This window comes from Cognatundibacterium oligocarboniphilum (genome assembly GCF_013377855.1).
GTDB classification, from domain to species: domain Bacteria; phylum Pseudomonadota; class Gammaproteobacteria; order Burkholderiales; family Burkholderiaceae_D; genus Undibacterium; species Undibacterium oligocarboniphilum.
On record NZ_JABXYJ010000008.1, the window covers coordinates 15,126 to 40,056 of the forward strand.

Genomic DNA, 24,931 nt, shown 5'->3' on the forward strand with positions numbered 1-24,931 from the left:
ACATGGATTATGTTCAGGCGTGTTGAGCGGAAAACGCATTTTCAAACTGATCAAACGTTCCAATCCACTGAATTTCGGATTCAGTTATAGATACAAGTCGCAGAGAATCAGCGCCAGCATCAGCAGCCACCAGCTTCCAATCTGAATTGGCACCCATACCTGACAATTTTCTGACAATATTTCCGATGATGACATTCATTTCAGCAGCACCTTCTATTCAAGAAATTAGTCAAAGTAACTTGGTGAGCAGTTCGAATTCTTCATTATATTTGCAGGCCAGCTCAAAGCTTTCTTTGAGACTGACATCCCGCATCAAATCATCAATCGACTGCATTTTATCCACCAATTCCACGGCCCTCTTACCTTGATCTTCACACCATTGGTCAATGACCTCTGCGATCTCTGCATGAATCCGGTGAAGGGCGGCTTGAGTACGGTAATCGGTCCCTCTCCCACTTGGTGAAGTGAGTCGGGCAATTAATTTACTGGCTACCCGATAGGCAGCATTTATATCGGCTAATCCGCTGAAATCTTCTTCGATGACAGGGAATGCTTTGAGAATGCGTTGCCCGATTTGACTAGAGTTGTAATCCGCGCTCTCCCCATAGATGCATTCAGCGGCAATTTGAGCCAGTTTTTCTTTCTCTGATTTTTTCACGATTAATTTTTGGATTCTTTAATCACTTGGATAGAGACATTTCCTACTAACGGCAACTTGACGTTAGCCTGATCTTTTAGACGGACGGTTATTTGTGGAATATTGATTGTTGTAAAGGAAGGGATATAGCCATTGCACTTTTGCGCTTGCACCGCTTCAAATTCAATTGGCCCTGCAATTTCACCAGAGAGTGTCAGCGTTGTTTCCCCGATTGCATCTTTATCAGCAGGCATGATTTTCATATCATAGACCCATGCACCGGTATTCATTTCCGCACTTTCTTCGTTCGTTGGCCGGTGCGCTGGGCGATTTCTGGCTTGTTCTTTGACCAGTTCTGATTCCACACCCCCGGCCATCACCGCTTTACGCATTGTCTTCATGTCTGATTGGCTCAAACAATTACCCAGGTATGCGAAATGAACACTGTCTTTGAGGTTGATGATCTGTCCGGGAGTCGCAGCTAATTCATGTTTGTGGCCTAAAATATCAACATTCAAATAGTAAGCTGCCGCTGGAATTTTAGTCCGTTTCGGCAATGCTGATTCAATGGCTTTCCAGAGACTTGAACCCATAGCCTCAGATAGATTTGACAGCACGTAAGTATCGTCTTTTTTCTGGATCAAATTTGCGTCTTCGAACCACGCGCACTCCCCTTGCGCCATCTTCATTTTATTGCCCTCCGATTGAATGAATTGGCAAATATTTCCCTTTGACGTGATTGAGATTTTTGAATTATCAACGTCTGCGAAGGCAGACATAGCAGTTGCGATTAAAAATGTTGCAGCGGTGATTTTTAAAGACGTTTTCATTTTCTGTACTTTCTTTTCTGTTTATCTTCCTACGATCATTTTATGCATCCTGACTTTATGGAACTGACAAATTATTGTTACACATGGTCAGCCGGTATGAGTTCACACACCATGGAAATCATCATTCCGACTCCAGCAATTTTTTGTTCGTGCGCCGGACTGAATGAGGCAAGGTGCGCCAGGACACACTTCACAAAATCTTCCTTTACTGTTTGTGTTGCGAATTCAGATCGGAAATGTATTTCTCAGACCGGGACGGTTGTACCGAAAAATTAGATTCGGCTAAATCAGTGTATATATTGCCGCCCCAGAATTCTTTGAAAATTTCTTCTCGCTTATTCACGATCAGTCTTTATGAATGCAGCGATTAACAATGCCACTACGCATGAAACAATACTCAGTACAAGAAAGGTTTTACTTGCATAGAAAGCTGCAATTCTTAAAGAGGAATCCGATTCCAAAAGAATTCCTGCAATGGTCCATTCGAGCAACCCAAGCATACCCAGACATGCAAATATCCACATGAGAATTTTCACTATTAAATATATCCTTAAAATGTTACGGTAAATGTTAGTTAGTGGGTGTGTACTGTTTCTTCAATTGTGCGTGCCTATCCTGACCTACATTCGAACGTTGTTCACCAGCGATCAGGTCACGCCTCCGTCAAGCCCTTGCCGTCTCATATCGGCCAGCAGTGATTTTAGAGCCATCAGGAAAGCTGTTCGTGCACTCCCTGACGCGGTAACGTTCATTGAATGAACTCAACCGTGGACCGCCAAACACGATCTATGCATGCAGCGCGGGCTGCACCTTTTGGGTTGTGACTACCGCGCACGCAGTCTGCAATGGGGTTGGTGTAAGGATTCACGGCGTTCACTTTACGCAGCAAGGCGAGCGCCGTTAGCCAGATAGTGATTAAGTTCTGTGTTTGGGATCGAGACAAAACGATAACCCATACTGTAGGCTGAAGTACCTTCAGGAATTTCTACCACGCTAAACGGCTCTCCTTTGACTTTTGCGATCTGTTCGGCATAGGCCCGGACTGGTTCAATCGTCGCGTGAATCGGCTCTACCAGGTGCGCGTCGCGTTGCTTTTTGAGGGTTGCTGAAAGCTTTTTGTGATCCATGATCGTTTCCATTTAATTATCTTTTGCCTTCAATTATTTTTGCGTAACAGTCATACAAATGGTCATCATGAATACGAGTCCCATCAATTGGCATTGCCAACTCCACCGCCATTTCTTTTGACTCAGCCTCGACCTCAACTTCTTCTGTATATTGCATTTTCTTAGTGACTAAATATTTCGGCATACACAACTTTCCATTGGGTTATATCAGGAAATCAACATAGGGTCGGAGGTGGACTGCACCAACGAGTCCCAGCAAGGAGAACGTGACTCGGCACACCCACTTTTTCAAATCGGAATTACGACGGTTTTTTGCCATTATGCTTCCCCTTATTCAAAGATTGTTTGCCTCGTTGTTTTAATACTTTCCCCTTGGGAGGCGTCGATCCTCCCGAATGACTCTTCGCTTCCATTTCGATATTAATTGATGCGTTAATCGAAAGGTGCGCTAAGTCACTTCCCCCGCTCCTATGTTGACTTTAATTTTTCGGTAGTTCGTTATCTCCGCCCTCAAGGACGGGGTTTTACAAGCAAATACTCAATATACAACGATGGCAACATTAAAACTCTGCGCCCCATCCTTGCAAGCTTCGTCTGCAACCGCATAATGCATTTCAGAGCCAACAACTTTTACAACGGTACTGTTGACTTCAACGCCAATGTTTCTATCGAGTGAATTATGAGTGAATTTCATGCAATCTTCTTGGCTTGTTAAGACGGCCGATATTCGATAGGCATCATTCATTTTTTTAAACGAAAAACTTTGAACGGTCATCAAAGAACCGTCGTTAAGTTTTTTATCGCATTGTGCCGAGCCGGATAAGCTGCAATGCGCAAGTGACTTCGCTTTTTCTGCAAACTCCACACCTCTGTTCGAACAAGCAGTCAGGGCTATGATTGTTACTGTCACCAAAGGGTAGATTTTTTGTATCATAATTTTGATTTGCCGTTCAGACGGCAAGTGATGCCAGTTTTTCTGAAAAGTGTTTAGCAACTTCTTCGACTGAAGGAATAACATCAGCTGGTGCTGGACACTCTAATGTGTCAATCAGATCGCCATTGTCAGCGAAAATCTCCGCCTCGACCACACGGGAATCGCCAGTGCCGGCAAAATATCCAATGAAATCGTAACCACGACCAAAACAATTGAAAATACTATTTTCTGCGTCAAAGACAACTTTAAACGTGTTTGCCGTTCGCTTGTCAGGTCCAATGGCAAAATCAAAATCTGGCGGCGTTTCTGCTTGCAAGTAACCTGGTTGACAGCACTCTACGCCAGCATAAGCACATGGAAACAAATCATCTGTCTTGCATGCGCATTCGCCAGAAAAAAGGCCATCGAAACCGTTCTTAGTAAGATGCTCGATGGTAATAGTTTTAACATTCATGCGTTTTTCCTATCTGGATTTTCTAAAGTGCCAAAGTCCAGCGGAAGTTAATGCTTCCCTGTAAGCTTGGGATGGTAAAAAACGTACTCCACGCTTAATGCATTGAGAACGTATCAGTTTTCTCGCTGCTTGAGTGTTTTCTACTGATTGCATAAATGTCTTACCCGATTGAACGATGCCTTCTATCTTCAAATTTTTCCCCTTATGTGGCCGGTCGCCCCGCCGTAATTGAATTAATGAACGAGTTTCAGAACGAGTCCAGCAATCAACGCCATTTGCAACATACCGACGCCGACCACCCAGCGCACAATCGCGGCTTTCGTATCCGATTTCATGACTTTCATTTCTTGACGAAGGGTGTTGACTTCGTAGCGGAGGTCAGCCAGCTCTTGAGTGAAATCAGATTTGGTAGCAAATTTGTCCGCAACTCTTTCTGCTTCATCCGACATGACATCTACCAGTAACGACCCTAAGCCTTTGCCTGCTGCGGGGAGCGTGGTACCAGGCTGGCGCAAGCGCGGATTAGCAGGATCAGGTTGAATCTCGTTCAGCGGTACTGTTGTAATGTTTTGCATATTAATTTCCTCGCTTAAAACAGCGCTGAAATGGCATGATATAGTGCGAGGACAAGAATGCATCCCAGCACATTTACTGCCAGGTGACGACCACCTTTTTTGACTTCGATGCCGATTGCGTTTGATACGCAACCAAAAACGATTGCAGCCAAATTTGCGCCCGCTCCAATTCGAGTTTCACTGGACCAGCCAAGTATTACAAGCGCACTCCAAATTGCTACACCAAATACCACGGCAGAAGTGAATTCCCAGTACGTAGGGCGGCGCAGTTCAATTCCCAGAATTGTCATGTTTTTTTCCTTGGTTACATCATACGTTTTTGATCGTTAGCACGCATTAGCAATTCAATCGTAGTTTCCAACCGAATCATGCGCTCGGTTAGATTTTCGATCTTGGTTTGCTGTGCTTTGATCACTTCCCCTTGCCTCACAACCTTATCTTCAAGCTTGATCATGGATGTTAATGCACCCCATACTCGCTCAGTAACACCCATTATTCTGCCTTCCGATCTTTGGCTGCTTTAGCTTCCATTGCAGCTATGCGCTTATCACTTGATGCGACAAACGCCAGAACATCGTCAATGGACTCAGACGCACGATTGGCCGCTGCCATTGCTGCATCAGCTAACACACCCAATTCCTCATCTTCGTCAGCCGAGTTGTAAGCAGATGCACCTCGACGCATTAGCTCAGAGATAGGTAAGCCCAATTTCTTTGCTTTTGCACTGATCATTTTCTTTTCCTGCGGAGTTGCTTGCACCACAATCCGCTCTATTGCTGCTGCAACCATTTTTAACCCCTTTATGTACATGGACACTGTATGTACATATCTTACTAAAATAAAAGAAAGTGTCAACTTTCTTTTATTTTGTTCAGTCTGCGCAATTTCTCAAGTTGGCAATTTCTCTATTCTTCCAAATCACTAAGAATCGCAACGGTTTTGTCCTGGGCCATGTTTTGAACCACGAAGATATCCTGCGCCGTTAATTTTTTCGCTATCTCTTTCGGCTCATAGTTTTGCCGGCACTCCCCAATGCACCGTAAGGACCACAGCAAGGCTGTTTTGTACCGTTTACTTTCGTAAGCGAGGTTGGACGCTAACGCGGCCACGTGACTGTCCCCACGCTTCCAAGCTTCCCATGAGAACTGCACGGTTTGTTTGGTGTTGGGAGGGAGATATTTTCACAGCCATCGTTTCACGCCGATTGCAGCTCTAGCGGACGAATGCGGCCTTTAATCGCTGGCAGCAATTGTGCTTCTGCATTGCGCACATCGTATTCAGCTTGCAAGTTCAACCAAAAGCGCGCTTCCATGTTGAAAAATACTGCTAGGCGCATAGCGGTATCTACGGTGATTGGACGATGGCCGTTGACTATCTCACTGATACGGCTGGTCGGCACGTCCAGGTCGCTTGCGAGTCGGGCATTGGTGATGCCCATCGGTTTGATAAATTCTTCACTCAGGATTTCGCCTGGGTGAATTTCTGGCAGTTTGGTAGCCATTTTGTTTGCTCCTAGTGATAATCCGCAATCTCAACGCCATACACGCCATCCATCGTCCAGCGAAAACAAACGCGCCATTGGTCGTTGATTCTGATGCTATGTTGCCCCTTCCTGTCGCCGTGCAAGGCTTCCAGCCGGTTGCCTGGCGGTACTTTCAGGGATTCAAGTTTGGTCGCGGCATGCACCATCAACAGCTTACGCCGCGCCACCTGCTCTATATTTTTAAAGCGCCGGACTGAGTAGCTATTAAATAGCTTTTCTGTGTCGGCGCATGCGAATGTTTTAATCATCGTAGCCGAATAATATGTCGCGTTACGGATTCCGTCAAACAGAATCTAATAAAGCGAAATTTACATTAAATTACTTCTGCAAACATCTCTCTCAGCTTGCCCGGTTGCAACTCTAAATACGTCATCACGCGATCCATTTCGAAATGCGGTAGTCCAATCACAAAAAAATATCAGGACGAAAAAAAACCCGCATAGATATGCGGGTTTGAATTTCATTTGTTATTACACTTGGCGGTACGACCATTCAACATGATTGAATGCCGCTTCACGTGCTTCTTTGTCGATTTCTTCCTCTGAGGCTGTTGCGCTAACCTCGAATTCGAATTCGCAAGTAGATCCTTCTATATCTGTTTTGATGTGCCCAACAAACTTTCGAACGCGTTGTTCAAGCGGCTTAATCTGAATAGCTTCAGCTATCAAAATTTCCCATTCAGGTCCGTGAGGAATGATTGGCAGGGATTTTGTGTCTCCCCTCTGCGTTGCTACTTCAGTCGCTTTTGTAATCGCACTTTCACGTTCCAATAAGCTGAAAACGCTGGAATTGCAATCATTCTGATCGTAGTAACCATCAATCATACAAGCAGTTCCACCATGATTACTACCCATGCCAAAAGTCATCACAACGTAATGTGGTTCACCGCATGGTTGGTACCGGATGTTGTCGATGATCAACTGATGCTTTGCCCATTCGCGTAAGTATTCAATAGCCTGGACTTTCGAATTTGTCACAATTGACAAATACATTCCGAAATCTCGATTTTCTAAACGATACTTGCTGCGAAGGTCTATCGTATCGGAATACATAGCGTACTTCGAGGCATCTTTCGTCTCTTTGTCAAATTGTGGTTCACCGCGATAACATTGAACGGCCGTCCACAATCGATTGTGGTACCAGCGATATTCCATTTGATATGGATTGATGGAATCACGTTTGTATGTAGCGCGAATTGCTACTGGTGCCGCATCAGATTGAATTTCAGGCACTTCCAACTCAATTTCGCCATCGTGAAATCGAACTGGACGTGGGTTTCTGCAACGCGGTGGAACAATATATTCTACGTAGCTAAACAAAATTTTAATTTTCATTTTGATACTCCAAGTTAAAGGCGAGTACCATCCCAACGGGATGGCACCCGCCAGGATTGATTGGGATTAAGTTTCCAGTTCAAAAATCTGAACTAGGGTAATTGATTGCGTTACGCAAAACTTCAGGCTCCAAATACATGCCGTGAATGACGTTGTACCGACCGCCACCAGAATCAAGTTGAATCTCTTTCAACTTGCGCATTACATTGAATGCTTTGAGTGCTTCTTCTTCACTGCAGCTTGTTAGATCACGCACGGTTTCGCGGAAATTAAGTTCCGCATTCGCAAGCCGTTGGCCGATAGCCTTTGCTCCTGGAATCTTTTCAATGTTGTCGTTCATTTGAATTTCCTTCAAAGATTTTGCTTGATCCAGAATTAATTTGTACCTGCCACTGCCGTGACCTTGATGGATGTGTCATGAACCGCATAACTCCTGTTTGTGTGCGTGACAGTAAATGCAAACTGTCCAGTGCGAAGGCCAAGTAAGCATGCCTCATGCCCAAAATGACTATTACATCCGTCATGTGTCCACCCCTCCCGGAATGGCATTGTTTCATGTCTGAAGTACCGTTCTTCGGATTGGTAGAAGACATCTGATACGTGAGCTTTACACACTTCACAGGGGCCATATTTATCAGAAGATGCCATCAGGCGTCGTAACTTATATCGACGCTGACCGATGTGAAGGAAACTGGCGTTGGATGTTGGATTGACTGATGGTACTGCCTCGTTCTCATTTGGCGTGACAGAGGTATGTTGATCGATCATGATGTGATTCTCCTGCGATAGTTGATTATGCGGAGACATCCCAACGGGGTGTCCCCGATGGGTAAATTCTGCTTACTTCCAGCAGGAATCAGCGGTCGTGTTTGCGATCGAATTTGGCACGCCAACACTTACCATCAGCATGCGATGGTAATTAATGGCGATCTTCACTGCCTGGACACAAACCTCTTCCAGGTTCTGTTCCTTTGATGGTTCAAGGACCTCGTTCATTTCAACCAGCGGGTTTGCTTTTTTACTGCATACACCCAGCTTATCTTGCATGTGGTACATCGTGACTTGAATGGTGAACGCTTCGTCTCGTATTTCAGGACGAATCATTAACACATATTCATCTGAATACACACGATTGAGTTCAAAACTCACAAATGGCGTATCGACTTCCATCATGGATTCAGCGTTGTAAATCCAAAGATGCGACAGTAATGGATGTTTATTGATTTTGTCTTTCAGCAGATCCAGAAGCTGCGCTGCATCTTCTTGACTGGAGCAACGTTTTGCCTTTGATAACAGTGATTTGATTTTCATGGATTCCTCCTATGTGTGATCAATAAGGGAATCCCATGGGGAATTCCCCGATGGAATTAAAGAATAGAATTTTTGAGCCAGCAGATTTGTATTGATGATGCTATTTAATCCCATTTCAGCGCATCAGATTTGCAGCGCATCAGGTATTGGCCGCTGCATAATTTTCGCGGCGCTGAACCGGGCGATTAGCAGGGCGTCCTTGTTTCACGAAATTGAAGTAATGCAGCCTGAACTGCTTGAGTTTCAATTCGAATTCCTTCATACGGAATTTCACATAGACTTTTTCATCCAGTGAGCGCACGGTCAGCAGGCGTTTGCCCAATTCATCGATTTCGCTTTGAATGTCCTGGACTTGTGCAGCATGTTCATCTGCCGTCATTGCCGGCAAATTGCCGGACATCACGACCAGCGTTTCCAAGGGGTCTAATTCCCATTCATTGATGGCCCGGGTACAAGCGACCAGGTTTGTAAACGATCCCATCCAGTACATGCGGATGTTACGGTGTTTCAGAATAAAAATCTGGAGCGGGAGTTCGAAAGTGTAGTTCATGGTTTTCCTCTGAAATAGTGAAGGATGTAAAGTAAATGGATGATCGCTTGACGAAGTGGATTCATCCGATATGCTTGCGATCTGGTGCGACATGTTGTGACCTTTTGATGGCCAGCTTTGGCTTCAGTCACGATAGGCCGTGACTGTGGATTGCAGATGCGCAATGGGAAAAATCTTTTGCTTTCTGCAGAAAGTAAGACCCCGGACGCCAGCATGGACTTCCGGGTGGAACAAGGCCGTTAGGAACGGCGGTGCCGGTGAATATAAGAAATAACTTGCAGCGTGTTTGCTGTGGATATTTACCTGCTGGTAAACAGGGTTGGTGGCCAGCACCGAAACGATGTGAGTTTCCTCACGGGAGTTCTACTATTATCCATCATGATTGCGAGATTGTGAACCTATTTTTGCGCATCAGCCCTGCTTCTGCGCATCGATGCGGGCTTCAATATTATTACAATTTGACGTAACACCGTTGCCAGACGCTGCGAATAACAATTTTGTTATTGCTACAACGAACTGAGTCGGCAATTTGGTTTTTTCAAGTAGAATGATTTTCGACAGAGTTGCTTGAATTCATTCTTTTATTTTTTGCTCGACCCATTATGGCACTGGACTCCCTACTGATTACTAAGCGGCAAGCGCACAAGCTGGAGAAGGTTGTCAGTTTGTTGACGCTACCCACGTATGATCCCAATGCCTTACTGGATTTCGTGAAGCAAACCCTGCACGCGGAGACCGATATTGAGATGCTGTACCGCTTAGGTTTTAATGACATCCAACAGGCGGAACTCAGTAAGATTCGCACCAGAAAGCGTCCGCTGGGTGCGGTGTTGCTGTTGCAAATTCATGAAACAACGAACATTCCCATTGCTGAACTCCGGTCCAAAATGGGAGATACGCGGCGACGCTTCGCCTGAACTTTTTACCTGATTGACAGACCCAACATTGGATACAACAACTTCACCTTCGCTCCCCAAAATCGCTATTTTGGTTTCGGATGAGCAGCATGCCTTACAAGCCCTGATGAACGCCCAAATTCATGGAAATCTGGGGTATGTGGACATGATCATCAGCCCCAGCCGTGATGCTGAAGCCCTGGCCCGGCAATATGGTGTGCAATTCGTTCTGCTGCCGATGGAAAAGCAGCTCTCTCCCGATCAGGAGAGCGCCTTGCTGTTCCTGTTGCGGTCGCATAGCATCGACCTGATCATTGTAGCCAAGTTCTGTGCCCGCATATCGGGCGTGCTACTGAACAGTTTCCCGCATCAGGTGATTGGTGTTCACCATTCCTTGCCCTTCTCTGCCGCCGCATTTGAACGGGAATTATTAGCCGGTGTCCGGCTGATCAGTGCGCGCGCCTTTTATCTGACAACAGAAATTAATCAAGGTCCGGTCATTTGCGAAGAAGTTTTGCGACGGAATTTATTGGAACCGGTGGCCGCATTGCGGCAGCGGATTCAGGACGCAGAAAGTCTCTGCCTCATCCAGGCCGTGCGCCTGCATTTACAAAACCGGATTGCCGTCGATGATTCTCTGTGCGTGATCTCCACCCTGCCGATGAATGTGCTGCCATTTCCAGCCGTGACGCGTCACGATTAAATGTGCGTTCTGGCCGGGTAAAAACGGATAATCACGTCGATCGATGGATTGGCTAGTGCAAGCAGCGCCAGCCTGTATTTAAACGTGACGTCACGGTTAAATAGCCGTCGCTGACCGCAACCATTGCCACAGGGATGCGGAGGGGCCGGAAGTCTGCAGTTTTTCCCGGTATAGTGCCATTTGTCCGACTGACGTCTCAGCATCACAGGCACCGGTATGCACCATCAGGGCAATTGCCCCTTCCGCAATTCCGATCGCCCGTTCCCGCGATATGGTGCCGCGGTTGGCAGTATGCGCTGCCAGCTGCAAGACATCCTCCAGCGAATCCCACATGGTCTGACGGAGTTCAGGGAGCATGCCCGGCAGGACCGGTGCCACTGTTTCCGGTAAGCTTTTGGTGTGGTACTGGAACAAATCGAACAATTTGCCCATATAACGACGGTCAATCTGAAGCTGCTCGATGACTTTGTTCGCCAGCGCCATTGCTTCACTGTGCTGGCATTCTGTCATGTCAAGACTGACCAGCGCCAGACCACACATCTGCAAGTGGATGATCAGCACTTCGATGGCGTCAACCCGGATTTGCGCCAGTTCCCTTTGCGAGACTGGCGCGGACTGGTGTGGTTCATCCTGCTGCAGCACGCTGTGATGACTGCGCCGGCATGGGTTCAGACTCATGTTTCAGGGAAAAGCCGTGGTTTTATTCGGGAACGAGAACAGCGCCGTTGTCATGCTGTTGAACCGGTAAGCCTGACCTGGACGGTCGAACCATTTTTTGACCAGTTTGTAGGCGCTGCCATTGATCAGGTTCTCTGCCACGATGCCGTCCACCAGTTTCAGGAATTGTTCATCGTCTTTCCTGATCATCAGGGCATACGGTTCGATCGACAGCAGCCTGCTGACCCGGTGCAGCTTGCCATTCAGGTTATTTTCTTCAATCGCCCCATTCAACAGAACGTCATCCGTGCAGAAGGCATCAGCCTGATGATTGGCCACGTCCAGCACTCCGGCATTGTTGTCTTTGACCAGCCTGACACTGAACGGCGTTCCTTTCGATTGCGCTGCCACCTGGACTGGCTGAATCAGTTTTTCGCAGGAAGATCCGGCCACCACTACCACGCGGGTACCGCCCAGCTGGGAATAATCGTTAATGGGCGAGTCTTTGCGCACCGCCAGCCGCGCACCGGTCACGAAAATAGGATAGGTAAACGCCACTTCTTTTTCCCGGTCGCGGGTATCGGTGGTGGTGCCGCATTCCATATCGATTTCACCGGCCTGCAGTAAGCTGATGCGATTTTTGGCGTTGACTGGCACATAGCGGATGTCGAGTTTGGTCTTGAGGTATTTTTCTATGCCCGCCACCACATTGCGGCACAAATCGACGGTATATCCCTGTGCCACCCCATTTTTCATCATGGCAAACGGTGCTGCCGATTCCCGCACGCCGATGACCAGCGTATTGGAGTCACGCATTTTATCGAGGGTGGAACCGGATTCGGAAATGGCATACGCCATGCCGGGTAATTGCAGACAGAGTGCGGTCAATATTGCCAGTTTCGTGATTTTGAGGGTCATAATAGTCTCGCAGTGGAATATGGGACAGACAGCGTTTCAGGAAGATATGGGTGGTGCTTCCTCATGGACTGCCGCAATGAGGGGGTGTTTGGCCAGAACAGGATGTTGTGCCTGCAGTTTTTTCAATTCGGTGGTGGCAGAGGTGAGTTCCATTTCCCAATACGCCAGCTTGTTTTTGTCGGTGGCCCCGGACCCACCCTCCAGCTTGCGGTCAATACTGTCGCGCCGTGCGCGCGCGCATTCATACTGGTACAGGGCTTGCTGGACTTCTTCGGTGGCCACGACGCGCTGATACAGCTTGTCTTCTTTGGTCACGGCTCCGGTCGTGGCTGCATTGGTTTGTTCAGGCTGTTGGTTCATGATAGATTCCTGTGCCGGATGACCGCACGCTGGTGCGGTGTGCAGTCGTCCGGGCTTTCTGAGGTGGTTATTCCGAGTCGTTATCGCCGGTGGCGATCAGGCGATCAATCGCGATGGTCTGGTGATCGCGCACGACCAGTGTCGTTTCCACTTGCTGGTCTTTACCCTGATAGCGGATTTGTTTGGCGGAACCCGTCCGGTGGATCTGGGCCGGGGCGTCCAGTTCCTGATCGCTGACCGCCACCAGATAACCATTCTGGTTTTTGATCAGGTACAGCCGCGACACGCCGGCACTCGCGCTGCAATCTTTTTCATGGCAGGCTCTGCCGACAGAGACCGGTTCCGGTGCCGGGTTATGGGCGCTGGCAGCTAACGGTGCCAGTCCGATGATCAGCGCCAGCATTTTTCGCTTTGCGGTGTTACGTTGTTGCATCTTGTTCTCCTGTGGTGGTTGGTGATGGTAAATAAGTGGGTGTCGTTTCAGGCGATACGGCCGGACGACCGGTCAGCAGAAGTCCGACTGCGATGACGACTAAGGCAGTGGCGATCATTTGCGGCAGGGAGACGGTTTCCTGCAGGTAGAAAATGCCGATCAGCATGGCGTAGATGACAGAAAATGCATTCATCAGCGCCACGCCTCTGCCCAGACCATGATGTGTGATCAGGCGGATCTGAAACGGTGCGATCAGGGCCTGCAGCAGCACCCACAGCAAAAACCATGGATGCCAGATGGCCGTTAAGAAGTCCCCCTGCCCGCGCAATGCATGTCTGGCAAACACGTCGAGACAAGAAAATACGAACTGAATCAGGGAAATGTACAACAGGCTGCGCCGGGAAATCATGCCAGTCCCCGGATCAGCACGGCGGCCAGTATCAGTCCGACAGCCAGTTTTTCGCGCGCGCTGAATTGTTCGCCGTGGTACCAGGCCACAGCGGATGAGAGGGAGATCGCAGACGCTGAAAACAGCGTGGCCGCGCCTGCCACCGGCATCATGAAAATGGCGAACAGCCGCAGGCATAATCCCGTATAGCGCCGCAGTGCATAGGGCAATATCCAGGTGCGCTGCCGGTCAGAGGGCTGCAGCGCGATGTGTTTTTTTACGAAGACATCCGCGCTGGTGATGCAGGCTTGCGCCAGCAGGGTAAGTAAGATCAGGGTCATTGCTTCTTTGGTGGTGGAGGAATCAAGGTGTGGTCACAGATTCAGGTTCTCATGAATCCGGTTTTTAGCAAGTCATCGAATCGCGTTCGCGGTAGAACCTGGCTTCGCGGGCATTTTCTGAGCGTTGCCGCGCCAGTCTTTTCTGCTGCCGTATTTTTTCCAGCTGTTCTGCACTGACGGCGGGCGTGGTCATGATGGCGTTCATCACTGCTTTGCTGATTTTGGTTTTGGTTCTGGGTCCAAATTCCATATTTAATGCCCCTTTTTAGTTTTGACGGAAGCCGCCGATACCAGCGCAAAGAGTTGTTTAGCCGCAGTTTTGGCTTCGATAAATTCTTGCGGTTGTATGGCGTTTATCTGTGACAACAGACCGGATGATCCGATCTCGACAATCTGCAAGACCGCTGCCGGCAGGTCTTGACAGGTGCGCTGGATCAGCTGGTGCTGGCGCGCGCAGCCCCAGGCATGCAGGTACAGGTCATTGCCGATCCTGCAGCAATAGTGGATGGAGAAGCCGTAGGCTTGGACGGCACAGAGCCGGGCGGTATTCGCACCTGCCAATGTCTGGATGGCCAGCGCCAGAAGCCCGGATTCGGTGTAGCCGTATTGTTCAATAATGGGGAGGTACATAGCTTAACGACTTGAATTTTTTCTATCGTTAAGTATGGTTTTTATTTGTCATTTATTTTGCTGAAATGACTTGCTATTTTGCGCAGCTTACCAGTATGCGGGGAAAGCCCCGGCGTTCAGGCCGGGGATGGATAGCGCGGAGTCCGCAGGACTCCATTTCTGCCATTAAGCTGGTGTCGCCTGCTGCTCAATGTATTGGCGAATGATGCTGATCGGAGCGCCGCCGCAAGAGGACGCGAAGTAAGAAGGCGACCACAGCACGCCCTTGTAGTAGAAGCGTTTGGCGATGTCCGGCCTTTCTTTTCGCAGCACGCGACTGGATGCGCCTTTCAAACTATTGACCAAGGCGGACACTGGTACTTTCGGCGGATAGCTGACCAGCAAATGCACATGGTCGCGCTCGCCGTCCATTTCGACCAGTTGCGCCTCGAAGTCGTTGCAAACCTTGGCAAATAGTTCGCGCAGCCTGTCGATGGCCGCTGAGTCGAACACTTTGCGGCGATATTTCGTCACAAAGACCAAATGGACATGCATGTTAAAAACACAGTGACGTCCGCGCCGAATGTCGTTGTTTTCTTCCATAGACCAAAATATACTATGCGACATGCAACGACTTCAAGCCTACCGATTCGAGCTACAGCCCAACGGCAAACAGCAGCGCCAGATGCGCCGCTTCGCTGGCTCGTGCCGATTCGTCTATAACAAGGCGCTGGCGTTGCAGCAGGAGCGGCACAAGGCGGGAGAAAAGAATCTTGGCTACGCTGCGCTATGCAAGGCGCTCACCGAATGGAAGGCACAACCGCAAACGCTCTGGCTGAGCGAAACTCCCAGCCAAACCTTGCAACAGGCGCTCAAGAATCTGGAACGGGCCTACAAGAACTTCTTCGAGAAACGCGCCGACTTCCCGCGCTTCAAGAAAAAGGGCATGGGCGACAGCTTCCGCTATCCGCAAGGCGTCAAACTTGATCAGGGCAACAGCCGCGTGTTCCTGCCAAAACTCGGCTGGCTGCGCTACCGCAATAGCCGGGGTGTTCTAGGCGAGGTGAAGAACGCGACTGTCAGTCATTCGTGCGGCAAGTGGTTCGTGTCGATCCAAACGGAGCGCGAAGTCGATCAGCCTTTGCCGCAAGGTGAAGCTGTTGGCATCGACATGGGCATCGCCCGTTTCGCCACTCTGAGCGACGGAAGCTATCTTGATCCGCTCAACAGCTTCAAGAAACACCAGCAACGGCTGGCACGCTACCAGCGAGCCATGAGCCGCAAAGTCAAATTCAGCAACAACTGGAAGAAGGCGAAAACCAACGTCCAGCGCATTCACACTCGTATCGCCAACGCCCGGAAAGACTTTCTGCACAAGGCTTCGTGCCAGATCAGCCAAAACCACGCCATGATCGCCATCGAAGATTTGCGGATTCGGAACATGTCCAAGTCGGCCAGGGGCAACAGCGAACAGCACGGCAAGATGGTGAAACAGAAGTCCGGCCTGAACCGGTCGATTCTCGATCAGGGATGGTTCGAGTTTCGGCGGCAACTGGAGTATAAATCGGCATGGAATGGCGGCTTCGTCGTCGCCGTGCCGCCGCAATACACCAGCCAGACTTGCCCGTGCTGTGGGCATGTGTCGAAAGACAACCGGCAGACGCAAGCCCGGTTTGAGTGCGTTGATTGCGGCTTTGAAGAAAACGCCGATCTCGTCGGTGCCATCAATATACTAGCGCGAGGACATCGCGTTTTAGCCTGTGGGGAGACGGTGCAGTCGGGCCGCTCGGTGAAGCAGGAACCCGCCGAAGCAACTCAGGCGATTGCCGCCTGAGTGCCGTAGGAATCGCCGTCCTTCAGGGCGGCGAGGATGTCAAAAGTCATTCCCGCGATGTGCGCCTGATGTTGCTCATATCCATTTTTTGAAGTCTGTGGGGAACCGCGATGCAGCGCCGCGCACATGATCGCCATGTGCCACCACGTAGTACGGATTCCCCATTCCTTCAACGGTTATTCAGGTTGGTTCCCGCTGGCAGAAAATTCAAAGTGGCGGTTTCGATCGGTTGCTGGCGGATTTTGTTGCTGAGGCGATGTTTGAGTCCTGTGATGATCAGGTACAAGGCCGTGGCAAACAGCATGCCGCCGCCGATCAGAATGATCCAGTGGAGGAAACTCATCGGGTCGTCTTTAGGGCACATTTTCTTCCTTTCTATGAATGGTGGCCGGATTTGCTGAAGGGTGTCGGCTGGCCGGTGTCAGTGACCAGCTTCGGTCCTGATGCCGGATTTACGTTACACGATTGATGCTTTACTTTTCTGGTGACTGATGATTCCCGACAAGTCAGGTGTCAATTTGCGCGCAATGGCTGGAATCGAGGTGACTAGCGCGTAAGCTATGGCGCCGGTACAGACACTGGACAAATGGAGTCCGAGCAGGAGCTTTGGCAACGTGACATGATCCAGCGGTGTCAATGCAATCATCAGCAGCGGATACGCCGGTACCGCTACCCATGCCATGACAAATGCGAGTATGAGACAATTCATGCAGTGCCAGAAGCGGTGCAGATATTGTTTTCTGTTATTCATTTTGTTTTTTTTGAAGTCTGGCTTTGGTTGATGAGCCGGGCAACTGCCGGTGGTACCCAATGTGGTTCCTGATAATAGGGTGCATCGCTCATACCGAGAATGTTGCGCACACCCTGTAAATAATTGCTGCATTCCGATTCTTCAGCCCAGACAGCTATCCATTTTTCATCCTCTTCCGATACGGGAACACCTGGCCGCCACCCCAATCCTTCCACAACAAACCAGAACTCATCGAGGGTAAAGTCAGGCGGAACGTTGACTGCAAATGTCCATTGCGCATCCGTCAGCGTAGTCAATCCTTCATATGGAATAGCGGTTGCTGGTGTTGTTTCCGCCCACTGTCCCTCGATCCAATCGGGCATGGCCTCACCATACTTTTGAAGCCAAAGCGCGTTGGCCTGCTGCTCCGACGCTTCATAATAATCATGGAGTGCTTTATATTGCGGATCGTCAACGAATTCTTGACCAATCTGGCTGACGGTTTTGACAAAACGACGCGTATCCCAATCGATGAACATCTGGATGTTGGATTTCCGAATGTCAAATTCTGGTGGAATTGGCAGTGCCATCCGGTAGGCCATAGCGCGCACTTCGATTTCTGATTTTGTCATCGTGTCCTTTCAGTTCTGGTAATCCGCCACGGTCAAGGTAAAGCCGTCAAAACAGGGTCAGTTGGTTGGGATCGGGTTTTTTTGGCCGCATGCCGCCGATTCTTTCTTTAATCACTCCTAACCATGCCCGGTAGCGGTACCCTTTGCGTCTTTCGAAGGGATAGGCTTCTTTCAACGCTTGCCGCAGCAGCACCGGGTCCTGATAGCCGATCTGCATTTCGATGGTGATTACCACTTCGCGTGCCTGATTGATGATGGTCATGGTGTGCTTGTCTGCAGTTGCGCTATGCCCCGGTCCAGATCCGTGGCAGGCCGTTGTGTCCGATCACGGCTCCGGTGTCGATGTGGATAAAGTTGCGTTGGTAGATGCCAACGCCGCCTTGTTTCAACAGCCCGGCCAGTTTGCCCAGATAGTCGCTGGGGATGGTCTGGGTGCGAAAGTCGATCGCCCGGAACACGCCCTGTCCATCCGGCAGATGGCAGGAGTTTTGCGCTGCCTTTTCTGTGTGCTGGTTGGTTTCGCGTGTGCGTAAGCCGGATAAGGCGTCGATTCTGACATGGTGACCATACAGCGCCAGCCATGCCTGCATCCACGCCACGGTTTTGAGCAGGCGTATGTCGGGATAGCCTTGCCGGTTCGCCCTGATGTCTCTCAGCAGGTAGGCGGCAGTCAGGTAGCCAGCCTGGGTTGCAATATCAAACTGGTATTGTTCGTTGCCACGGCTCATCCAGATGACGCTGGGTTCGCGTCTGTTTTCCTGTGCCACTGCCGGCCGTCCCAGACTGGAACAGCCGATCAGCATGGCTTTCAGGAATTCCCGACGCTGCATGCTCATTTTGCTTTGACGCTGGCCAATTTTGTTTCAAGGGCTTTGGCATCGACATAGCCAGGGATGCGCGAGCCATCGGTAAAGATGATGGCCGGTGTGCCCTGTATGCGGTAGCGTTTGCCCAATGCCTGTACTTTTTCGTCCGGGTCTTTGCAATCTGCGCTGGCGGTGGCCGGCACTTTGTTGTTGAGCATCCATTCATCCCAGGCTTTGGCGCGATCTGCCGCGCACCAGATGTCGTGCGATTTGGTTTTGGAGTCCGTGGCCAGGATGTTGAACTGGTAGGTGTAGATGGTGATGTTGTCCATTTCCTGCAGGGTATGCCGCAATTTTTTGCAGTAGCCGCAATTCGGATCTTCGAATATGGCGATCACGCGACTGCCGTCTCCTTTGGTGAATTTGATGGCGGCATCGAGGGGCAGGGTTTTGAAGTCGATTTTGTTGATTTCGTTGAGTCGTTCCTCGGTCAGGTTTTTTCCGCTGGTCAGGTCGATCACTTTGCCTGCGATCAGGTATTTGCCTTCTTTGTCGGTATAGAGGATGTCGCTCTTGGTGCGGACTTCATAGAGGCCGCTGACCGGTCCGGCGGTGATGGTTTCTATTTGTCCCGCGCCGAGCCGCTGTTCCAGTTTCTGTATCACGGCGTTTTGTTGCTGGCTTTCGGTCGGTTTGCCCGCCGCAGCCAGGGTGCTGGCGGTCAGCAGTATCAGGGCCAGCTGGATGTGGTGTTTTTTCATTGCTCTGTGTCCTCTTTGGTTGTTTCGTTACGGTGGCTTTTTTTCGGTTTGACTATCAGTACCAGCAGGATCAGGCATATCAATCCGAGCAAGAGATACTGGATGAAGTATTCTGGCTGTCCTGCGCCACTGACGTTGGCCGCGGTGTTGTACATGGTGTGTCCTCTGATCAATGCAGGCTTTCATTTTCCTTTTTTTCCCGCTTTGTCAACTTGCATAAAATAGTGGCATTTGCGGTTCTTATTGATTTTGCGGGTTTTTTCTTTCGGTTTTTTGATTTGTTCACAGGGTTATCCACTTTTTTTGTGGATAACTCCCGTCCGCTTGTCTGTCACGCTTGGTCTGTTCCTGCAATGCCGGTATGGTTCTGGATCTGCATTTTCTGAAGCCTTTTGTACAGGTAGCTGCGCGCGCACTTGAGTTGTTCGGCTGCCTGCATTTTGTTGCCCCCGTTGTCTTCCAGTGCTTTGCGGATCTGGGCGTCTGTCAGGCTGGCACTGGTTTTGATGATTTGTGAACGATGTGAGCCGATGTAGGCATTGGCTTTGTATTCCACAGAATGTCCCGCATGTTCTGCAATGATCTTTTTGGCTTGTTGCAACAGGTCTTCTGCCGGTTTGTCCCCTCCCCTGACCGGACTCGCATGGTCTGTCAGTGTCTGGTACAGGTTGTTGAGGTATTGGTGGCGCAGTCCATGGGAGGTGACGCCCAGGCCTTTTTTGGTGATGCCGTATTTTCTGACGAGGTTGTGGTACAGCCTTTTCCATTGCACCAGTGTGTATTCTTCCGGGATGGTGGTTTTCGATTTGCCATTGACGTATTTTTTCGCCAGTTCGATGATTTCCAGCTGTCTTTCGTCCTGTACTTCGATCCGCCGTGGCCTGCCCCCTTTGGTGCCATCGACTATCATGAGGTAGGTTTCACCATGCAGGCGCATGACGACATCGTAGGGCCGCAACAGGACGCTTTCTTCAACGCGTAAACCAAACGTCATTTGCAACATCATCTGGATGCCGATGTATTTGTTTTCAGTGGCAATCTGGGCAATGATGCCTGCCGCATCCAGCGAGAAGGTTTCCCACGATTTGTCGCTCAGGGTGGTGCCGCTGCGCGCCGGCAGGGTTTCCAGTATTTTGTAGTTGCTGCTGCTTTTGATTATGTTCGATTTGCCTATCCACTGACACAGGGTCGCCAGATAGGTCATCTTGTTTTCGATGGTGCCTTTGGTCTGGTTTTTTTCCACCCACCGTTTCAGCAGGTATTCAATGTGCTTTTCTTTCAGTTTCCGCAGGGTGGTGATTTCATATCTGCCATGATTGATGAGTTCTTCTATCGATGCCACCAAATTCAGACAACGCAGCCGCTGGGTCTTGATGCCCAGTTTGGCGTAGCTTTGTCTGGTTCTGCTGTGCGGCTGATCCAGATGCTGGTCGAACAAGGTCTTGAGTTCTTCCTTGATCATCGCCGGTAACTTTGCCGTTTCCACATCTCTGCTGTGCTTGTAACTGATGGCCATACGTTTTCCTGTTTGCTGTTCTTCCTGTCTTTGCTATTCCTGCTGTGCGATGTACGCTTCGCGTGCGGCGTCCTGCCGGCCAGTGCTCTTTAGCGATAAATATTGGCGAATCTGTTGCAGCTGGCACTGCGCACAAACCCCGGCTACCGCCGTCAGTCAAACCTGCTTTGCATCACCACCTTCTACCTGCCGTAGTCCTTCATCCCTACAACACCCGCATGCACGTCCACTCCCTTCTCGGACTGGCTTATGCCTGCTTCTATTGTCTGGTTGATCCACTTCAGCCCGGTTAGGCGTCATGCAGCTATTCCGCAAATCTGCTGATCCTTGCTTTTTGCATGGGTAAAGCATAACCCCGGTTCTTATTCACAAATGGACTTCAGGCTCTCCGCCCCTACCATTTGCCGGCCTTTCAATGCAGTTCGCTGGCGTGCCCGATTGCATCCAGTTTCCCCACATTCCCACCCTTTTCGAGTGATTCAAGCGCCTGTCGTATCTCTCTACCTGACCTCAGCCCTGTGTCCTTGCTGTCTTCAGTGAATTTCCGTTCATTCCATGGAATTCTCTAAAACAGCCCGGAGAGCCAATATTTATCACTGTTCTGAATCCCTCAGTCTTTCGTAGTCTAAGTTCTTGATTTTAAAAAAATTGTTCACTTCGAATTCTGCAAGTGAACACACAAGACTTAACACGTAAAACAGAGGGCCAGCTTTTGGGCATTGCGCCCGTTGACGATGCCGGTTACCCGGCAAGAATTGGATTCGGTACTACGGTTTTGACTATAGATATTTTTATTTATTCCCTGAAACAATATGACGCATGAAAACTCCGCGCTTTCAACAAAATCCACCTGAAATCGCTGTCGATCACCACTGCGCCATGTCAGCTACCCGCAATCATGGGTGGCAGAGACTGGAAAATCGCTGGCTTGAGGGTACTTTTCTCAGATCAACAGCCAGGCGGCATCAGGGACTTACCTTCACATCCGGCAATCAGTGATTAATCAATGATGAAGCTTGCTTTAACCAATGATTCATCAATGGATTGCAGGCAATCACGCCGGGCTGAATCAAAAAATCACTGAATCATTGTTTAATCAATGGATTTTCATTGATTAAACAATGATTGCCTGCTTTTTAAGAAATTCAATGCTGCCGTGGTTGCTGAACACGGCCCACTCCACAGTAATAGCCGCAATTTGGGGAGCGATATGCAAAATTCCTGGAGCATGCCCATGCAAAAATTCAGGCAGGATAAATCTCGAAAGGTACAAAATGAATTTTGATAATGTAGGCATTGATGTCGGCTTTGGACATACCAAATGGGCAGTACGGCTGGAAGACGAAATCGTGACAGGATCGATTCCATCTCTGGCACCGACAGCCTCTGCGAAAACGGTCAGTACCGATGTGCCCCACTTCACCAAACGCAAAACCATCCATATCACTGTGGACGGCAATATTTTCGAAGTGGGCAAAGACGTCAAACTGGCAACCAGTTCTACCAATACCGGCAGATCACTGGAAGACGGATTTCCTCTGACGAAAAATTACATGGCCTTACTCATGGGTGCGCTGTACGACGCCGGCGCGGATCATGTCAAAACCCTCGTACTCGGCTTACCCGTTCACACCATTCAGAAATATGCAGATCATCTGAAATCCATATTCAGTCACCCGCTGCAGGTCGCTGACCGCATCATTTCGGTGGACAAAATCATTGTTGTCCCGCAACCGGTAGGATCACTGGCAACGTATGCCACTCAGAACAATGTCTCGATGAGCGAACAGCATACCCGTCTGATCATTGATGTCGGTTACGTGACTACGGACTGGGTTGTCGCGTCCGGATTCGCGATGGCCGATTCCCGCAGCGGCGGCAGAGTGGGCGGCGTATCCCATATTTTGAAAAATATTGCGGAACAAATTTCAGCAAAATATGCCAATGGCAAAATTGAACGGTTTGAGCGCATTGACGAATCACTTGTGACAAAACAGACGTTCCAGTATTTCCGGCACCAGATTGGACATCAGGAATTACAATCCATGCTGCTGCAGGCCAGCCCGGTGATTGAAGAAACCATTAAAGAAATCAAGATCCGCGCTGGCGAGGTCGATGACTTGTCTGAAATTATTCTGACCGGTGGCGGCGCAACCTATTACGAACCCTTAGTGCGGCAATATTTTGACCTGAACCGGGTGGAAGTGCTTTCCAACCCAAGTCTGACCAACGCGATCGGGTTCTTACTGGTCGGGGAAAAAATGATGCGGCGGGCAAATACCTATGGCCATTAAAACCTTACAAATCCAGATCGATGAAGAGGAATACCCCCTGCTGTTCCAGTTCATCGGGAATGAAGGTAATAAGCACAAGCGATCAAGGCTGTTGAAACAGTCATTGGAAAATCTACTTCAGGGGAAGTCTGGCGTTGCTGTTAAACTCGACAATCCCATTGCACCACCTCAGAATCATGCAGAAAAGATTAGCCCGAAAACCGTCAGTCAATCATCAGGAACGTCCACCAACAGATTCCGGATACCGGTGGAACACGATAAAGAATCCGATGACCCATTAATGCGCTGGATGTAACATGCTCAAAGAACTGCACATCATTTTTATTTTTCTCGGCGGCGTGATCTCCGGTACAGGCATCGCGCTGGGCTATCTGTTTCATGAAGCCTTTTTCCTGTTGGTCATACTGGGGCTGCTGCCCTACATTCTCCTGATTGAAAAATTCCGGACGAAAAAAAACCCCGCGTAAGCGGGGTTTTTGTTGGGTTTAGTTTCAAATAAAATCTGCATCATTCATTTGTCACCACCATACTGCAATACCAAATTGGTAGCGTACAACTGTTCAATCAACTTGAATGGATGATCCGAGTTCAGGGCATGCATGTTCGTGACGACGCGATCACGGACGTCACCGAGCTGGGAGCAAACTTCACACCAGATATCCGCCCAGTCCGATTTCCATTTGAACGGAATCCGGATTTCAGCTTCAAAACCCAAAGCCTTTAACCGCGTGAAAAGTTTATCTGCAGCCTGCAGTCCCCGATGATCATGATCAGCATAAATCAACACCCGATCAAAATCAGCACGCGGAATATCGGCCCGTTCCAGATTGCCGGCATTCAAATAGCTGCGCACATGACATTCATAATTATGTGCCACAGCCACTGCCAGCATTGTTTCATATCCCTCGCCAACAGCGAGTGTGCGGCTATTGGGTGCGGAAACGATGGAAACGCCAGCGCCCTTGAGTTTTCTGATACCACCCATCTGACGCTTGGGAACTTCAACCGGTGCTTTTGTTCCCTGATTCGTCAGAAAATGACGGTGCATGGTAACGAACTCGCCATTGCCGGAACGGACGACTTCCAACATGGCTGGATATTTACCTGTGCTCACATTTTTTCCATCGACTTCCTCTATATAGTCAAGCGCAGGATGCAGACGGATCTGGGTATCGAGTCGTAACAAATCCACCAACGGAACACGATTGAGCAAATACCGCCAGGCTGCATCATTTCTGCGCATCCATTTCGATTCTTGCCAAACCCGTTTCAAGTAGATTTTATTGCGACGAATTTCATTGTCACTCAATTCATCCAGCGGAACCACTGGTGCTTTGCGGTCTGCTTTGGAAGTGATGCCTCTTTTACCTTCCAAACATTCGTACACTTCCAGGAAGGACATACCCAGTACGAAATGCATCAGCGCCGCACCATTACCTGCACCGCATTTTTTACAAATCCAGTTCCCCTCGCCCCGGTAATTACTGAAACGAAAGGCTTTGGCGGATTCGCAAATGGGACAAGTGACATGTTTTTTAGGATCGAATCCTATTTCATCAAAAAGTTGATGTTCAGCTGCAATTTGATACCAATCGATAGTATTCAATGGCAATGCATGATGATTACGCGGCTGAACTTGCGATGAATTGTTCATTGTTCCTTTCTCCTATCAATTGTTCAAATCAAAAAAAAACCTGACCCGGCAATGCGGGATCAGGTTTCAGCAAAGCAGGCCTTGATAAATCAAGGCCTTAAATT

42 protein-coding genes are annotated in these 24,931 nt (G+C 49.2%); 6 read left to right on the forward strand and 36 right to left on the reverse strand.

Going from position 1 to position 24,931, the window contains the following annotated elements:
* Positions 1 to 13: 13 nt before the first annotated feature.
* The 17 genes from HV832_RS13890 to HV832_RS13970 form a co-directional block, all read right to left on the reverse strand.
* Positions 14 to 199 (reverse strand): hypothetical protein, encoded by a 186-nt coding sequence (locus tag HV832_RS13890; protein WP_176804452.1) that lies wholly within the window; start codon positions 197 to 199, stop codon positions 14 to 16.
* A gap of 30 nt (positions 200 to 229) precedes the next feature.
* Positions 230 to 658: a hypothetical protein gene (locus tag HV832_RS13895; RefSeq protein WP_176804453.1), complete on the reverse strand. Its 429-nt coding sequence runs from the start codon at positions 656 to 658 to the stop codon at positions 230 to 232.
* A 2-nt stretch (positions 659 to 660) separates the two neighbouring features.
* Positions 661 to 1,467, reverse strand: coding sequence for a hypothetical protein (locus HV832_RS13900; protein ID WP_176804454.1), 807 nt, complete (start codon positions 1,465 to 1,467; stop codon positions 661 to 663).
* Positions 1,468 to 2,345: 878 nt separating this feature from the next.
* The gene (locus tag HV832_RS13905) at positions 2,346 to 2,606 is read right to left on the reverse strand and encodes a hypothetical protein (RefSeq protein ID WP_176804455.1); all 261 of its coding nucleotides are present in this window, start codon (positions 2,604 to 2,606) and stop codon (positions 2,346 to 2,348) included.
* Between the two features lie 4 nt (positions 2,607 to 2,610).
* Positions 2,611 to 2,778 (reverse strand): hypothetical protein, encoded by a 168-nt coding sequence (locus tag HV832_RS13910; RefSeq protein ID WP_176804456.1) that lies wholly within the window; start codon positions 2,776 to 2,778, stop codon positions 2,611 to 2,613.
* 354 nt (positions 2,779 to 3,132) lie between these two features.
* Entirely contained in the window at positions 3,133 to 3,528 is a 396-nt protein-coding gene (locus HV832_RS13915; protein WP_176804457.1) for a hypothetical protein, read from the reverse strand.
* Between the two features lie 16 nt (positions 3,529 to 3,544).
* Complete coding sequence (locus tag HV832_RS13920; protein WP_176804458.1) at positions 3,545 to 3,982, reverse strand: hypothetical protein; 438 nt, start codon at positions 3,980 to 3,982, stop codon at positions 3,545 to 3,547.
* A 233-nt stretch (positions 3,983 to 4,215) separates the two neighbouring features.
* Positions 4,216 to 4,557 carry a hypothetical protein gene (locus tag HV832_RS13925; RefSeq protein ID WP_176804459.1) on the reverse strand — a complete coding sequence of 114 codons (342 nt, stop codon included), beginning with the start codon at positions 4,555 to 4,557 and terminating at the stop codon, positions 4,216 to 4,218.
* A gap of 14 nt (positions 4,558 to 4,571) precedes the next feature.
* Positions 4,572 to 4,847, reverse strand: a complete 276-nt coding sequence (locus tag HV832_RS13930; RefSeq protein WP_176804460.1) for a hypothetical protein — start codon at positions 4,845 to 4,847, stop codon at positions 4,572 to 4,574.
* A 14-nt stretch (positions 4,848 to 4,861) separates the two neighbouring features.
* A complete protein-coding gene (locus HV832_RS13935; RefSeq protein WP_176804461.1) occupies positions 4,862 to 5,050 on the reverse strand; it encodes a hypothetical protein in 189 nt (62 codons plus the stop codon).
* Positions 5,050 to 5,346: a plasmid mobilization protein gene (locus tag HV832_RS13940; protein WP_176804462.1), complete on the reverse strand. Its 297-nt coding sequence runs from the start codon at positions 5,344 to 5,346 to the stop codon at positions 5,050 to 5,052. Before HV832_RS13940 ends, HV832_RS13935 begins: the two co-directional genes overlap by 1 nt.
* A gap of 406 nt (positions 5,347 to 5,752) precedes the next feature.
* Positions 5,753 to 6,058 carry a HigA family addiction module antitoxin gene (locus HV832_RS13945; protein WP_176804463.1) on the reverse strand — a complete coding sequence of 102 codons (306 nt, stop codon included), beginning with the start codon at positions 6,056 to 6,058 and terminating at the stop codon, positions 5,753 to 5,755.
* A gap of 11 nt (positions 6,059 to 6,069) precedes the next feature.
* Complete coding sequence (locus tag HV832_RS13950; protein ID WP_176804464.1) at positions 6,070 to 6,348, reverse strand: type II toxin-antitoxin system RelE/ParE family toxin; 279 nt, start codon at positions 6,346 to 6,348, stop codon at positions 6,070 to 6,072.
* Between the two features lie 222 nt (positions 6,349 to 6,570).
* Positions 6,571 to 7,434, reverse strand: coding sequence for a hypothetical protein (locus HV832_RS13955; protein ID WP_176804465.1), 864 nt, complete (start codon positions 7,432 to 7,434; stop codon positions 6,571 to 6,573).
* 79 nt (positions 7,435 to 7,513) lie between these two features.
* Entirely contained in the window at positions 7,514 to 7,774 is a 261-nt protein-coding gene (locus tag HV832_RS13960; protein WP_176804466.1) for a hypothetical protein, read from the reverse strand.
* Positions 7,775 to 8,274: 500 nt separating this feature from the next.
* A complete protein-coding gene (locus tag HV832_RS13965; protein WP_176804467.1) occupies positions 8,275 to 8,745 on the reverse strand; it encodes a hypothetical protein in 471 nt (156 codons plus the stop codon).
* 139 nt (positions 8,746 to 8,884) lie between these two features.
* Positions 8,885 to 9,295: a hypothetical protein gene (locus HV832_RS13970; RefSeq protein WP_176804468.1), complete on the reverse strand. Its 411-nt coding sequence runs from the start codon at positions 9,293 to 9,295 to the stop codon at positions 8,885 to 8,887.
* Between the two features lie 602 nt (positions 9,296 to 9,897).
* Here HV832_RS13970 and HV832_RS13975 point away from each other — a divergent pair.
* Positions 9,898 to 10,212: a hypothetical protein gene (locus HV832_RS13975; RefSeq protein WP_176804469.1), complete on the forward strand. Its 315-nt coding sequence runs from the start codon at positions 9,898 to 9,900 to the stop codon at positions 10,210 to 10,212.
* 70 nt (positions 10,213 to 10,282) lie between these two features.
* Positions 10,283 to 10,894: a formyltransferase family protein gene (locus tag HV832_RS13980; protein WP_263398763.1), complete on the forward strand. Its 612-nt coding sequence runs from the start codon at positions 10,283 to 10,285 to the stop codon at positions 10,892 to 10,894.
* Between the two features lie 96 nt (positions 10,895 to 10,990).
* Here HV832_RS13980 and HV832_RS13985 read toward each other — a convergent pair whose 3' ends face one another.
* From HV832_RS13985 to tnpA, 9 genes are all read right to left on the reverse strand, one after another.
* Positions 10,991 to 11,572, reverse strand: a complete 582-nt coding sequence (locus HV832_RS13985; RefSeq protein ID WP_176804471.1) for a hypothetical protein — start codon at positions 11,570 to 11,572, stop codon at positions 10,991 to 10,993.
* Positions 11,573 to 11,575: 3 nt separating this feature from the next.
* Positions 11,576 to 12,469 (reverse strand): amino acid ABC transporter substrate-binding protein, encoded by an 894-nt coding sequence (locus HV832_RS13990; protein ID WP_176804472.1) that lies wholly within the window; start codon positions 12,467 to 12,469, stop codon positions 11,576 to 11,578.
* Positions 12,470 to 12,505: 36 nt separating this feature from the next.
* Positions 12,506 to 12,829 (reverse strand): hypothetical protein, encoded by a 324-nt coding sequence (locus HV832_RS13995; protein WP_176804473.1) that lies wholly within the window; start codon positions 12,827 to 12,829, stop codon positions 12,506 to 12,508.
* Between the two features lie 67 nt (positions 12,830 to 12,896).
* Entirely contained in the window at positions 12,897 to 13,262 is a 366-nt protein-coding gene (locus HV832_RS14000) for a hypothetical protein (protein WP_176804474.1), read from the reverse strand.
* Entirely contained in the window at positions 13,249 to 13,671 is a 423-nt protein-coding gene (locus HV832_RS14005) for a hypothetical protein (RefSeq protein WP_176804475.1), read from the reverse strand. The genes HV832_RS14000 and HV832_RS14005 overlap by 14 nt, the downstream gene beginning before the upstream one ends.
* Positions 13,668 to 13,991, reverse strand: a complete 324-nt coding sequence (locus HV832_RS14010; protein WP_176804476.1) for a hypothetical protein — start codon at positions 13,989 to 13,991, stop codon at positions 13,668 to 13,670. The genes HV832_RS14005 and HV832_RS14010 overlap by 4 nt, the downstream gene beginning before the upstream one ends.
* Before the next feature lie 64 nt (positions 13,992 to 14,055).
* Positions 14,056 to 14,241, reverse strand: coding sequence for a hypothetical protein (locus HV832_RS14015; RefSeq protein ID WP_176804477.1), 186 nt, complete (start codon positions 14,239 to 14,241; stop codon positions 14,056 to 14,058).
* 2 nt (positions 14,242 to 14,243) lie between these two features.
* Positions 14,244 to 14,621 (reverse strand): hypothetical protein, encoded by a 378-nt coding sequence (locus HV832_RS14020; RefSeq protein ID WP_176804478.1) that lies wholly within the window; start codon positions 14,619 to 14,621, stop codon positions 14,244 to 14,246.
* A 165-nt stretch (positions 14,622 to 14,786) separates the two neighbouring features.
* A complete protein-coding gene (gene tnpA / locus HV832_RS14025) occupies positions 14,787 to 15,203 on the reverse strand; it encodes an IS200/IS605 family transposase (protein WP_176804479.1) in 417 nt (138 codons plus the stop codon).
* 22 nt (positions 15,204 to 15,225) lie between these two features.
* Here tnpA and HV832_RS14030 point away from each other — a divergent pair, with 22 nt between their 5' ends.
* Positions 15,226 to 16,434, forward strand: a complete 1,209-nt coding sequence (locus tag HV832_RS14030; protein ID WP_176804480.1) for an RNA-guided endonuclease InsQ/TnpB family protein — start codon at positions 15,226 to 15,228, stop codon at positions 16,432 to 16,434.
* Here HV832_RS14030 and HV832_RS14035 read toward each other — a convergent pair.
* From HV832_RS14035 to HV832_RS14075, 9 genes are all read right to left on the reverse strand, one after another.
* Positions 16,416 to 16,571: a hypothetical protein gene (locus tag HV832_RS14035; RefSeq protein ID WP_176804481.1), complete on the reverse strand. Its 156-nt coding sequence runs from the start codon at positions 16,569 to 16,571 to the stop codon at positions 16,416 to 16,418. The two genes, HV832_RS14030 and HV832_RS14035, sit on opposite strands and share 19 nt — an antisense overlap.
* Before the next feature lie 32 nt (positions 16,572 to 16,603).
* Positions 16,604 to 16,798, reverse strand: coding sequence for a hypothetical protein (locus tag HV832_RS14040; protein WP_176804482.1), 195 nt, complete (start codon positions 16,796 to 16,798; stop codon positions 16,604 to 16,606).
* Positions 16,799 to 16,891: 93 nt separating this feature from the next.
* Positions 16,892 to 17,185, reverse strand: coding sequence for a hypothetical protein (locus HV832_RS14045; protein WP_176804483.1), 294 nt, complete (start codon positions 17,183 to 17,185; stop codon positions 16,892 to 16,894).
* A complete protein-coding gene (locus HV832_RS14050; protein ID WP_176804484.1) occupies positions 17,182 to 17,796 on the reverse strand; it encodes a hypothetical protein in 615 nt (204 codons plus the stop codon). Before HV832_RS14050 ends, HV832_RS14045 begins: the two co-directional genes overlap by 4 nt.
* Positions 17,797 to 17,842: 46 nt before the next feature.
* Positions 17,843 to 18,058 carry a hypothetical protein gene (locus tag HV832_RS14055; protein ID WP_176804485.1) on the reverse strand — a complete coding sequence of 72 codons (216 nt, stop codon included), beginning with the start codon at positions 18,056 to 18,058 and terminating at the stop codon, positions 17,843 to 17,845.
* A 22-nt stretch (positions 18,059 to 18,080) separates the two neighbouring features.
* The gene (locus tag HV832_RS14060; RefSeq protein ID WP_176804486.1) at positions 18,081 to 18,626 is read right to left on the reverse strand and encodes a YcbK family protein; all 546 of its coding nucleotides are present in this window, start codon (positions 18,624 to 18,626) and stop codon (positions 18,081 to 18,083) included.
* Positions 18,627 to 18,628: 2 nt separating this feature from the next.
* Positions 18,629 to 19,363 carry a DsbC family protein gene (locus HV832_RS14065; RefSeq protein WP_176804487.1) on the reverse strand — a complete coding sequence of 245 codons (735 nt, stop codon included), beginning with the start codon at positions 19,361 to 19,363 and terminating at the stop codon, positions 18,629 to 18,631.
* Complete coding sequence (locus HV832_RS14070) at positions 19,360 to 19,518, reverse strand: hypothetical protein (RefSeq protein WP_176804488.1); 159 nt, start codon at positions 19,516 to 19,518, stop codon at positions 19,360 to 19,362. Before HV832_RS14070 ends, HV832_RS14065 begins: the two co-directional genes overlap by 4 nt.
* Before the next feature lie 176 nt (positions 19,519 to 19,694).
* On the reverse strand, positions 19,695 to 20,879 hold the full coding sequence (locus HV832_RS14075) for an integrase domain-containing protein (protein WP_176804489.1): 1,185 nt from the start codon (positions 20,877 to 20,879) through the stop codon (positions 19,695 to 19,697).
* A gap of 1,274 nt (positions 20,880 to 22,153) precedes the next feature.
* On the opposite strand from HV832_RS14075, the gene HV832_RS14080 reads away from it, so the two are divergent.
* Genes HV832_RS14080 through HV832_RS14090 form a run of 3 tightly spaced genes read left to right on the forward strand, consistent with a single transcriptional unit; the run spans position 22,154 to position 23,640 of the window.
* Positions 22,154 to 23,173: a PRTRC system protein D gene (locus tag HV832_RS14080; RefSeq protein ID WP_176804490.1), complete on the forward strand. Its 1,020-nt coding sequence runs from the start codon at positions 22,154 to 22,156 to the stop codon at positions 23,171 to 23,173.
* Positions 23,163 to 23,468 carry a hypothetical protein gene (locus HV832_RS14085; protein WP_176804491.1) on the forward strand — a complete coding sequence of 102 codons (306 nt, stop codon included), beginning with the start codon at positions 23,163 to 23,165 and terminating at the stop codon, positions 23,466 to 23,468. The genes HV832_RS14080 and HV832_RS14085 overlap by 11 nt, the downstream gene beginning before the upstream one ends.
* A 1-nt stretch (position 23,469) precedes the next feature.
* Complete coding sequence (locus HV832_RS14090) at positions 23,470 to 23,640, forward strand: hypothetical protein (RefSeq protein WP_176804492.1); 171 nt, start codon at positions 23,470 to 23,472, stop codon at positions 23,638 to 23,640.
* Positions 23,641 to 23,684: 44 nt separating this feature from the next.
* Here HV832_RS14090 and HV832_RS14095 read toward each other — a convergent pair whose 3' ends face one another.
* Positions 23,685 to 24,827, reverse strand: a complete 1,143-nt coding sequence (locus HV832_RS14095; protein WP_176804493.1) for a DUF7146 domain-containing protein — start codon at positions 24,825 to 24,827, stop codon at positions 23,685 to 23,687.
* Positions 24,828 to 24,931 lie beyond the last annotated feature (104 nt).

What these genes read in the sequence shown, in the direction of transcription:
- HV832_RS13890 (WP_176804452.1), bottom strand. Translation starts at nt 199, where the DNA reads ATGAATGTCATCATCGGAAATATTGTCAGAAAATTGTCAGGTATGGGT.
- HV832_RS14075 (WP_176804489.1), bottom strand. Translation starts at nt 20,879, where the DNA reads ATGGCCATCAGTTACAAGCACAGCAGAGATGTGGAAACGGCAAAGTTA.
- HV832_RS14020 (WP_176804478.1), bottom strand. Translation starts at nt 14,621, where the DNA reads ATGTACCTCCCCATTATTGAACAATACGGCTACACCGAATCCGGGCTT.
- HV832_RS13955 (WP_176804465.1), bottom strand. Translation starts at nt 7,434, where the DNA reads ATGAAAATTAAAATTTTGTTTAGCTACGTAGAATATATTGTTCCACCG.
- HV832_RS14005 (WP_176804475.1), bottom strand. Translation starts at nt 13,671, where the DNA reads ATGATTTCCCGGCGCAGCCTGTTGTACATTTCCCTGATTCAGTTCGTA.
- HV832_RS13965 (WP_176804467.1), bottom strand. Translation starts at nt 8,745, where the DNA reads ATGAAAATCAAATCACTGTTATCAAAGGCAAAACGTTGCTCCAGTCAA.
- HV832_RS13985 (WP_176804471.1), bottom strand. Translation starts at nt 11,572, where the DNA reads ATGAGTCTGAACCCATGCCGGCGCAGTCATCACAGCGTGCTGCAGCAG.
- HV832_RS14045 (WP_176804483.1), bottom strand. Translation starts at nt 17,185, where the DNA reads ATGAATAACAGAAAACAATATCTGCACCGCTTCTGGCACTGCATGAAT.
- HV832_RS13995 (WP_176804473.1), bottom strand. Translation starts at nt 12,829, where the DNA reads ATGAACCAACAGCCTGAACAAACCAATGCAGCCACGACCGGAGCCGTG.
- HV832_RS13905 (WP_176804455.1), bottom strand. Translation starts at nt 2,606, where the DNA reads ATGGAAACGATCATGGATCACAAAAAGCTTTCAGCAACCCTCAAAAAG.
- HV832_RS13945 (WP_176804463.1), bottom strand. Translation starts at nt 6,058, where the DNA reads ATGGCTACCAAACTGCCAGAAATTCACCCAGGCGAAATCCTGAGTGAA.
- HV832_RS14000 (WP_176804474.1), bottom strand. Translation starts at nt 13,262, where the DNA reads ATGCAACAACGTAACACCGCAAAGCGAAAAATGCTGGCGCTGATCATC.
- HV832_RS13960 (WP_176804466.1), bottom strand. Translation starts at nt 7,774, where the DNA reads ATGAACGACAACATTGAAAAGATTCCAGGAGCAAAGGCTATCGGCCAA.
- HV832_RS13935 (WP_176804461.1), bottom strand. Translation starts at nt 5,050, where the DNA reads ATGGGTGTTACTGAGCGAGTATGGGGTGCATTAACATCCATGATCAAG.
- HV832_RS13970 (WP_176804468.1), bottom strand. Translation starts at nt 9,295, where the DNA reads ATGAACTACACTTTCGAACTCCCGCTCCAGATTTTTATTCTGAAACAC.
- HV832_RS14040 (WP_176804482.1), bottom strand. Translation starts at nt 16,798, where the DNA reads ATGTGCCCTAAAGACGACCCGATGAGTTTCCTCCACTGGATCATTCTG.
- HV832_RS13940 (WP_176804462.1), bottom strand. Translation starts at nt 5,346, where the DNA reads ATGGTTGCAGCAGCAATAGAGCGGATTGTGGTGCAAGCAACTCCGCAG.
- HV832_RS14085 (WP_176804491.1), top strand. Translation starts at nt 23,163, where the DNA reads ATGGCCATTAAAACCTTACAAATCCAGATCGATGAAGAGGAATACCCC.
- HV832_RS14015 (WP_176804477.1), bottom strand. Translation starts at nt 14,241, where the DNA reads ATGGAATTTGGACCCAGAACCAAAACCAAAATCAGCAAAGCAGTGATG.
- HV832_RS13950 (WP_176804464.1), bottom strand. Translation starts at nt 6,348, where the DNA reads ATGATTAAAACATTCGCATGCGCCGACACAGAAAAGCTATTTAATAGC.
- HV832_RS13920 (WP_176804458.1), bottom strand. Translation starts at nt 3,982, where the DNA reads ATGAATGTTAAAACTATTACCATCGAGCATCTTACTAAGAACGGTTTC.
- HV832_RS13910 (WP_176804456.1), bottom strand. Translation starts at nt 2,778, where the DNA reads ATGCCGAAATATTTAGTCACTAAGAAAATGCAATATACAGAAGAAGTT.
- HV832_RS14035 (WP_176804481.1), bottom strand. Translation starts at nt 16,571, where the DNA reads ATGGCGATCATGTGCGCGGCGCTGCATCGCGGTTCCCCACAGACTTCA.
- HV832_RS13915 (WP_176804457.1), bottom strand. Translation starts at nt 3,528, where the DNA reads ATGATACAAAAAATCTACCCTTTGGTGACAGTAACAATCATAGCCCTG.
- tnpA (WP_176804479.1), bottom strand. Translation starts at nt 15,203, where the DNA reads ATGGAAGAAAACAACGACATTCGGCGCGGACGTCACTGTGTTTTTAAC.
- HV832_RS14060 (WP_176804486.1), bottom strand. Translation starts at nt 18,626, where the DNA reads ATGCAGCGTCGGGAATTCCTGAAAGCCATGCTGATCGGCTGTTCCAGT.
- HV832_RS14090 (WP_176804492.1), top strand. Translation starts at nt 23,470, where the DNA reads ATGCTCAAAGAACTGCACATCATTTTTATTTTTCTCGGCGGCGTGATC.
- HV832_RS14055 (WP_176804485.1), bottom strand. Translation starts at nt 18,058, where the DNA reads ATGACCATCATCAATCAGGCACGCGAAGTGGTAATCACCATCGAAATG.
- HV832_RS13930 (WP_176804460.1), bottom strand. Translation starts at nt 4,847, where the DNA reads ATGACAATTCTGGGAATTGAACTGCGCCGCCCTACGTACTGGGAATTC.
- HV832_RS14065 (WP_176804487.1), bottom strand. Translation starts at nt 19,363, where the DNA reads ATGAAAAAACACCACATCCAGCTGGCCCTGATACTGCTGACCGCCAGC.
- HV832_RS14010 (WP_176804476.1), bottom strand. Translation starts at nt 13,991, where the DNA reads ATGACCCTGATCTTACTTACCCTGCTGGCGCAAGCCTGCATCACCAGC.
- HV832_RS14070 (WP_176804488.1), bottom strand. Translation starts at nt 19,518, where the DNA reads ATGTACAACACCGCGGCCAACGTCAGTGGCGCAGGACAGCCAGAATAC.
- HV832_RS14095 (WP_176804493.1), bottom strand. Translation starts at nt 24,827, where the DNA reads ATGAACAATTCATCGCAAGTTCAGCCGCGTAATCATCATGCATTGCCA.
- HV832_RS14080 (WP_176804490.1), top strand. Translation starts at nt 22,154, where the DNA reads ATGAATTTTGATAATGTAGGCATTGATGTCGGCTTTGGACATACCAAA.
- HV832_RS13975 (WP_176804469.1), top strand. Translation starts at nt 9,898, where the DNA reads ATGGCACTGGACTCCCTACTGATTACTAAGCGGCAAGCGCACAAGCTG.
- HV832_RS14030 (WP_176804480.1), top strand. Translation starts at nt 15,226, where the DNA reads ATGCAACGACTTCAAGCCTACCGATTCGAGCTACAGCCCAACGGCAAA.
- HV832_RS14050 (WP_176804484.1), bottom strand. Translation starts at nt 17,796, where the DNA reads ATGACAAAATCAGAAATCGAAGTGCGCGCTATGGCCTACCGGATGGCA.
- HV832_RS13990 (WP_176804472.1), bottom strand. Translation starts at nt 12,469, where the DNA reads ATGACCCTCAAAATCACGAAACTGGCAATATTGACCGCACTCTGTCTG.
- HV832_RS13900 (WP_176804454.1), bottom strand. Translation starts at nt 1,467, where the DNA reads ATGAAAACGTCTTTAAAAATCACCGCTGCAACATTTTTAATCGCAACT.
- HV832_RS13925 (WP_176804459.1), bottom strand. Translation starts at nt 4,557, where the DNA reads ATGCAAAACATTACAACAGTACCGCTGAACGAGATTCAACCTGATCCT.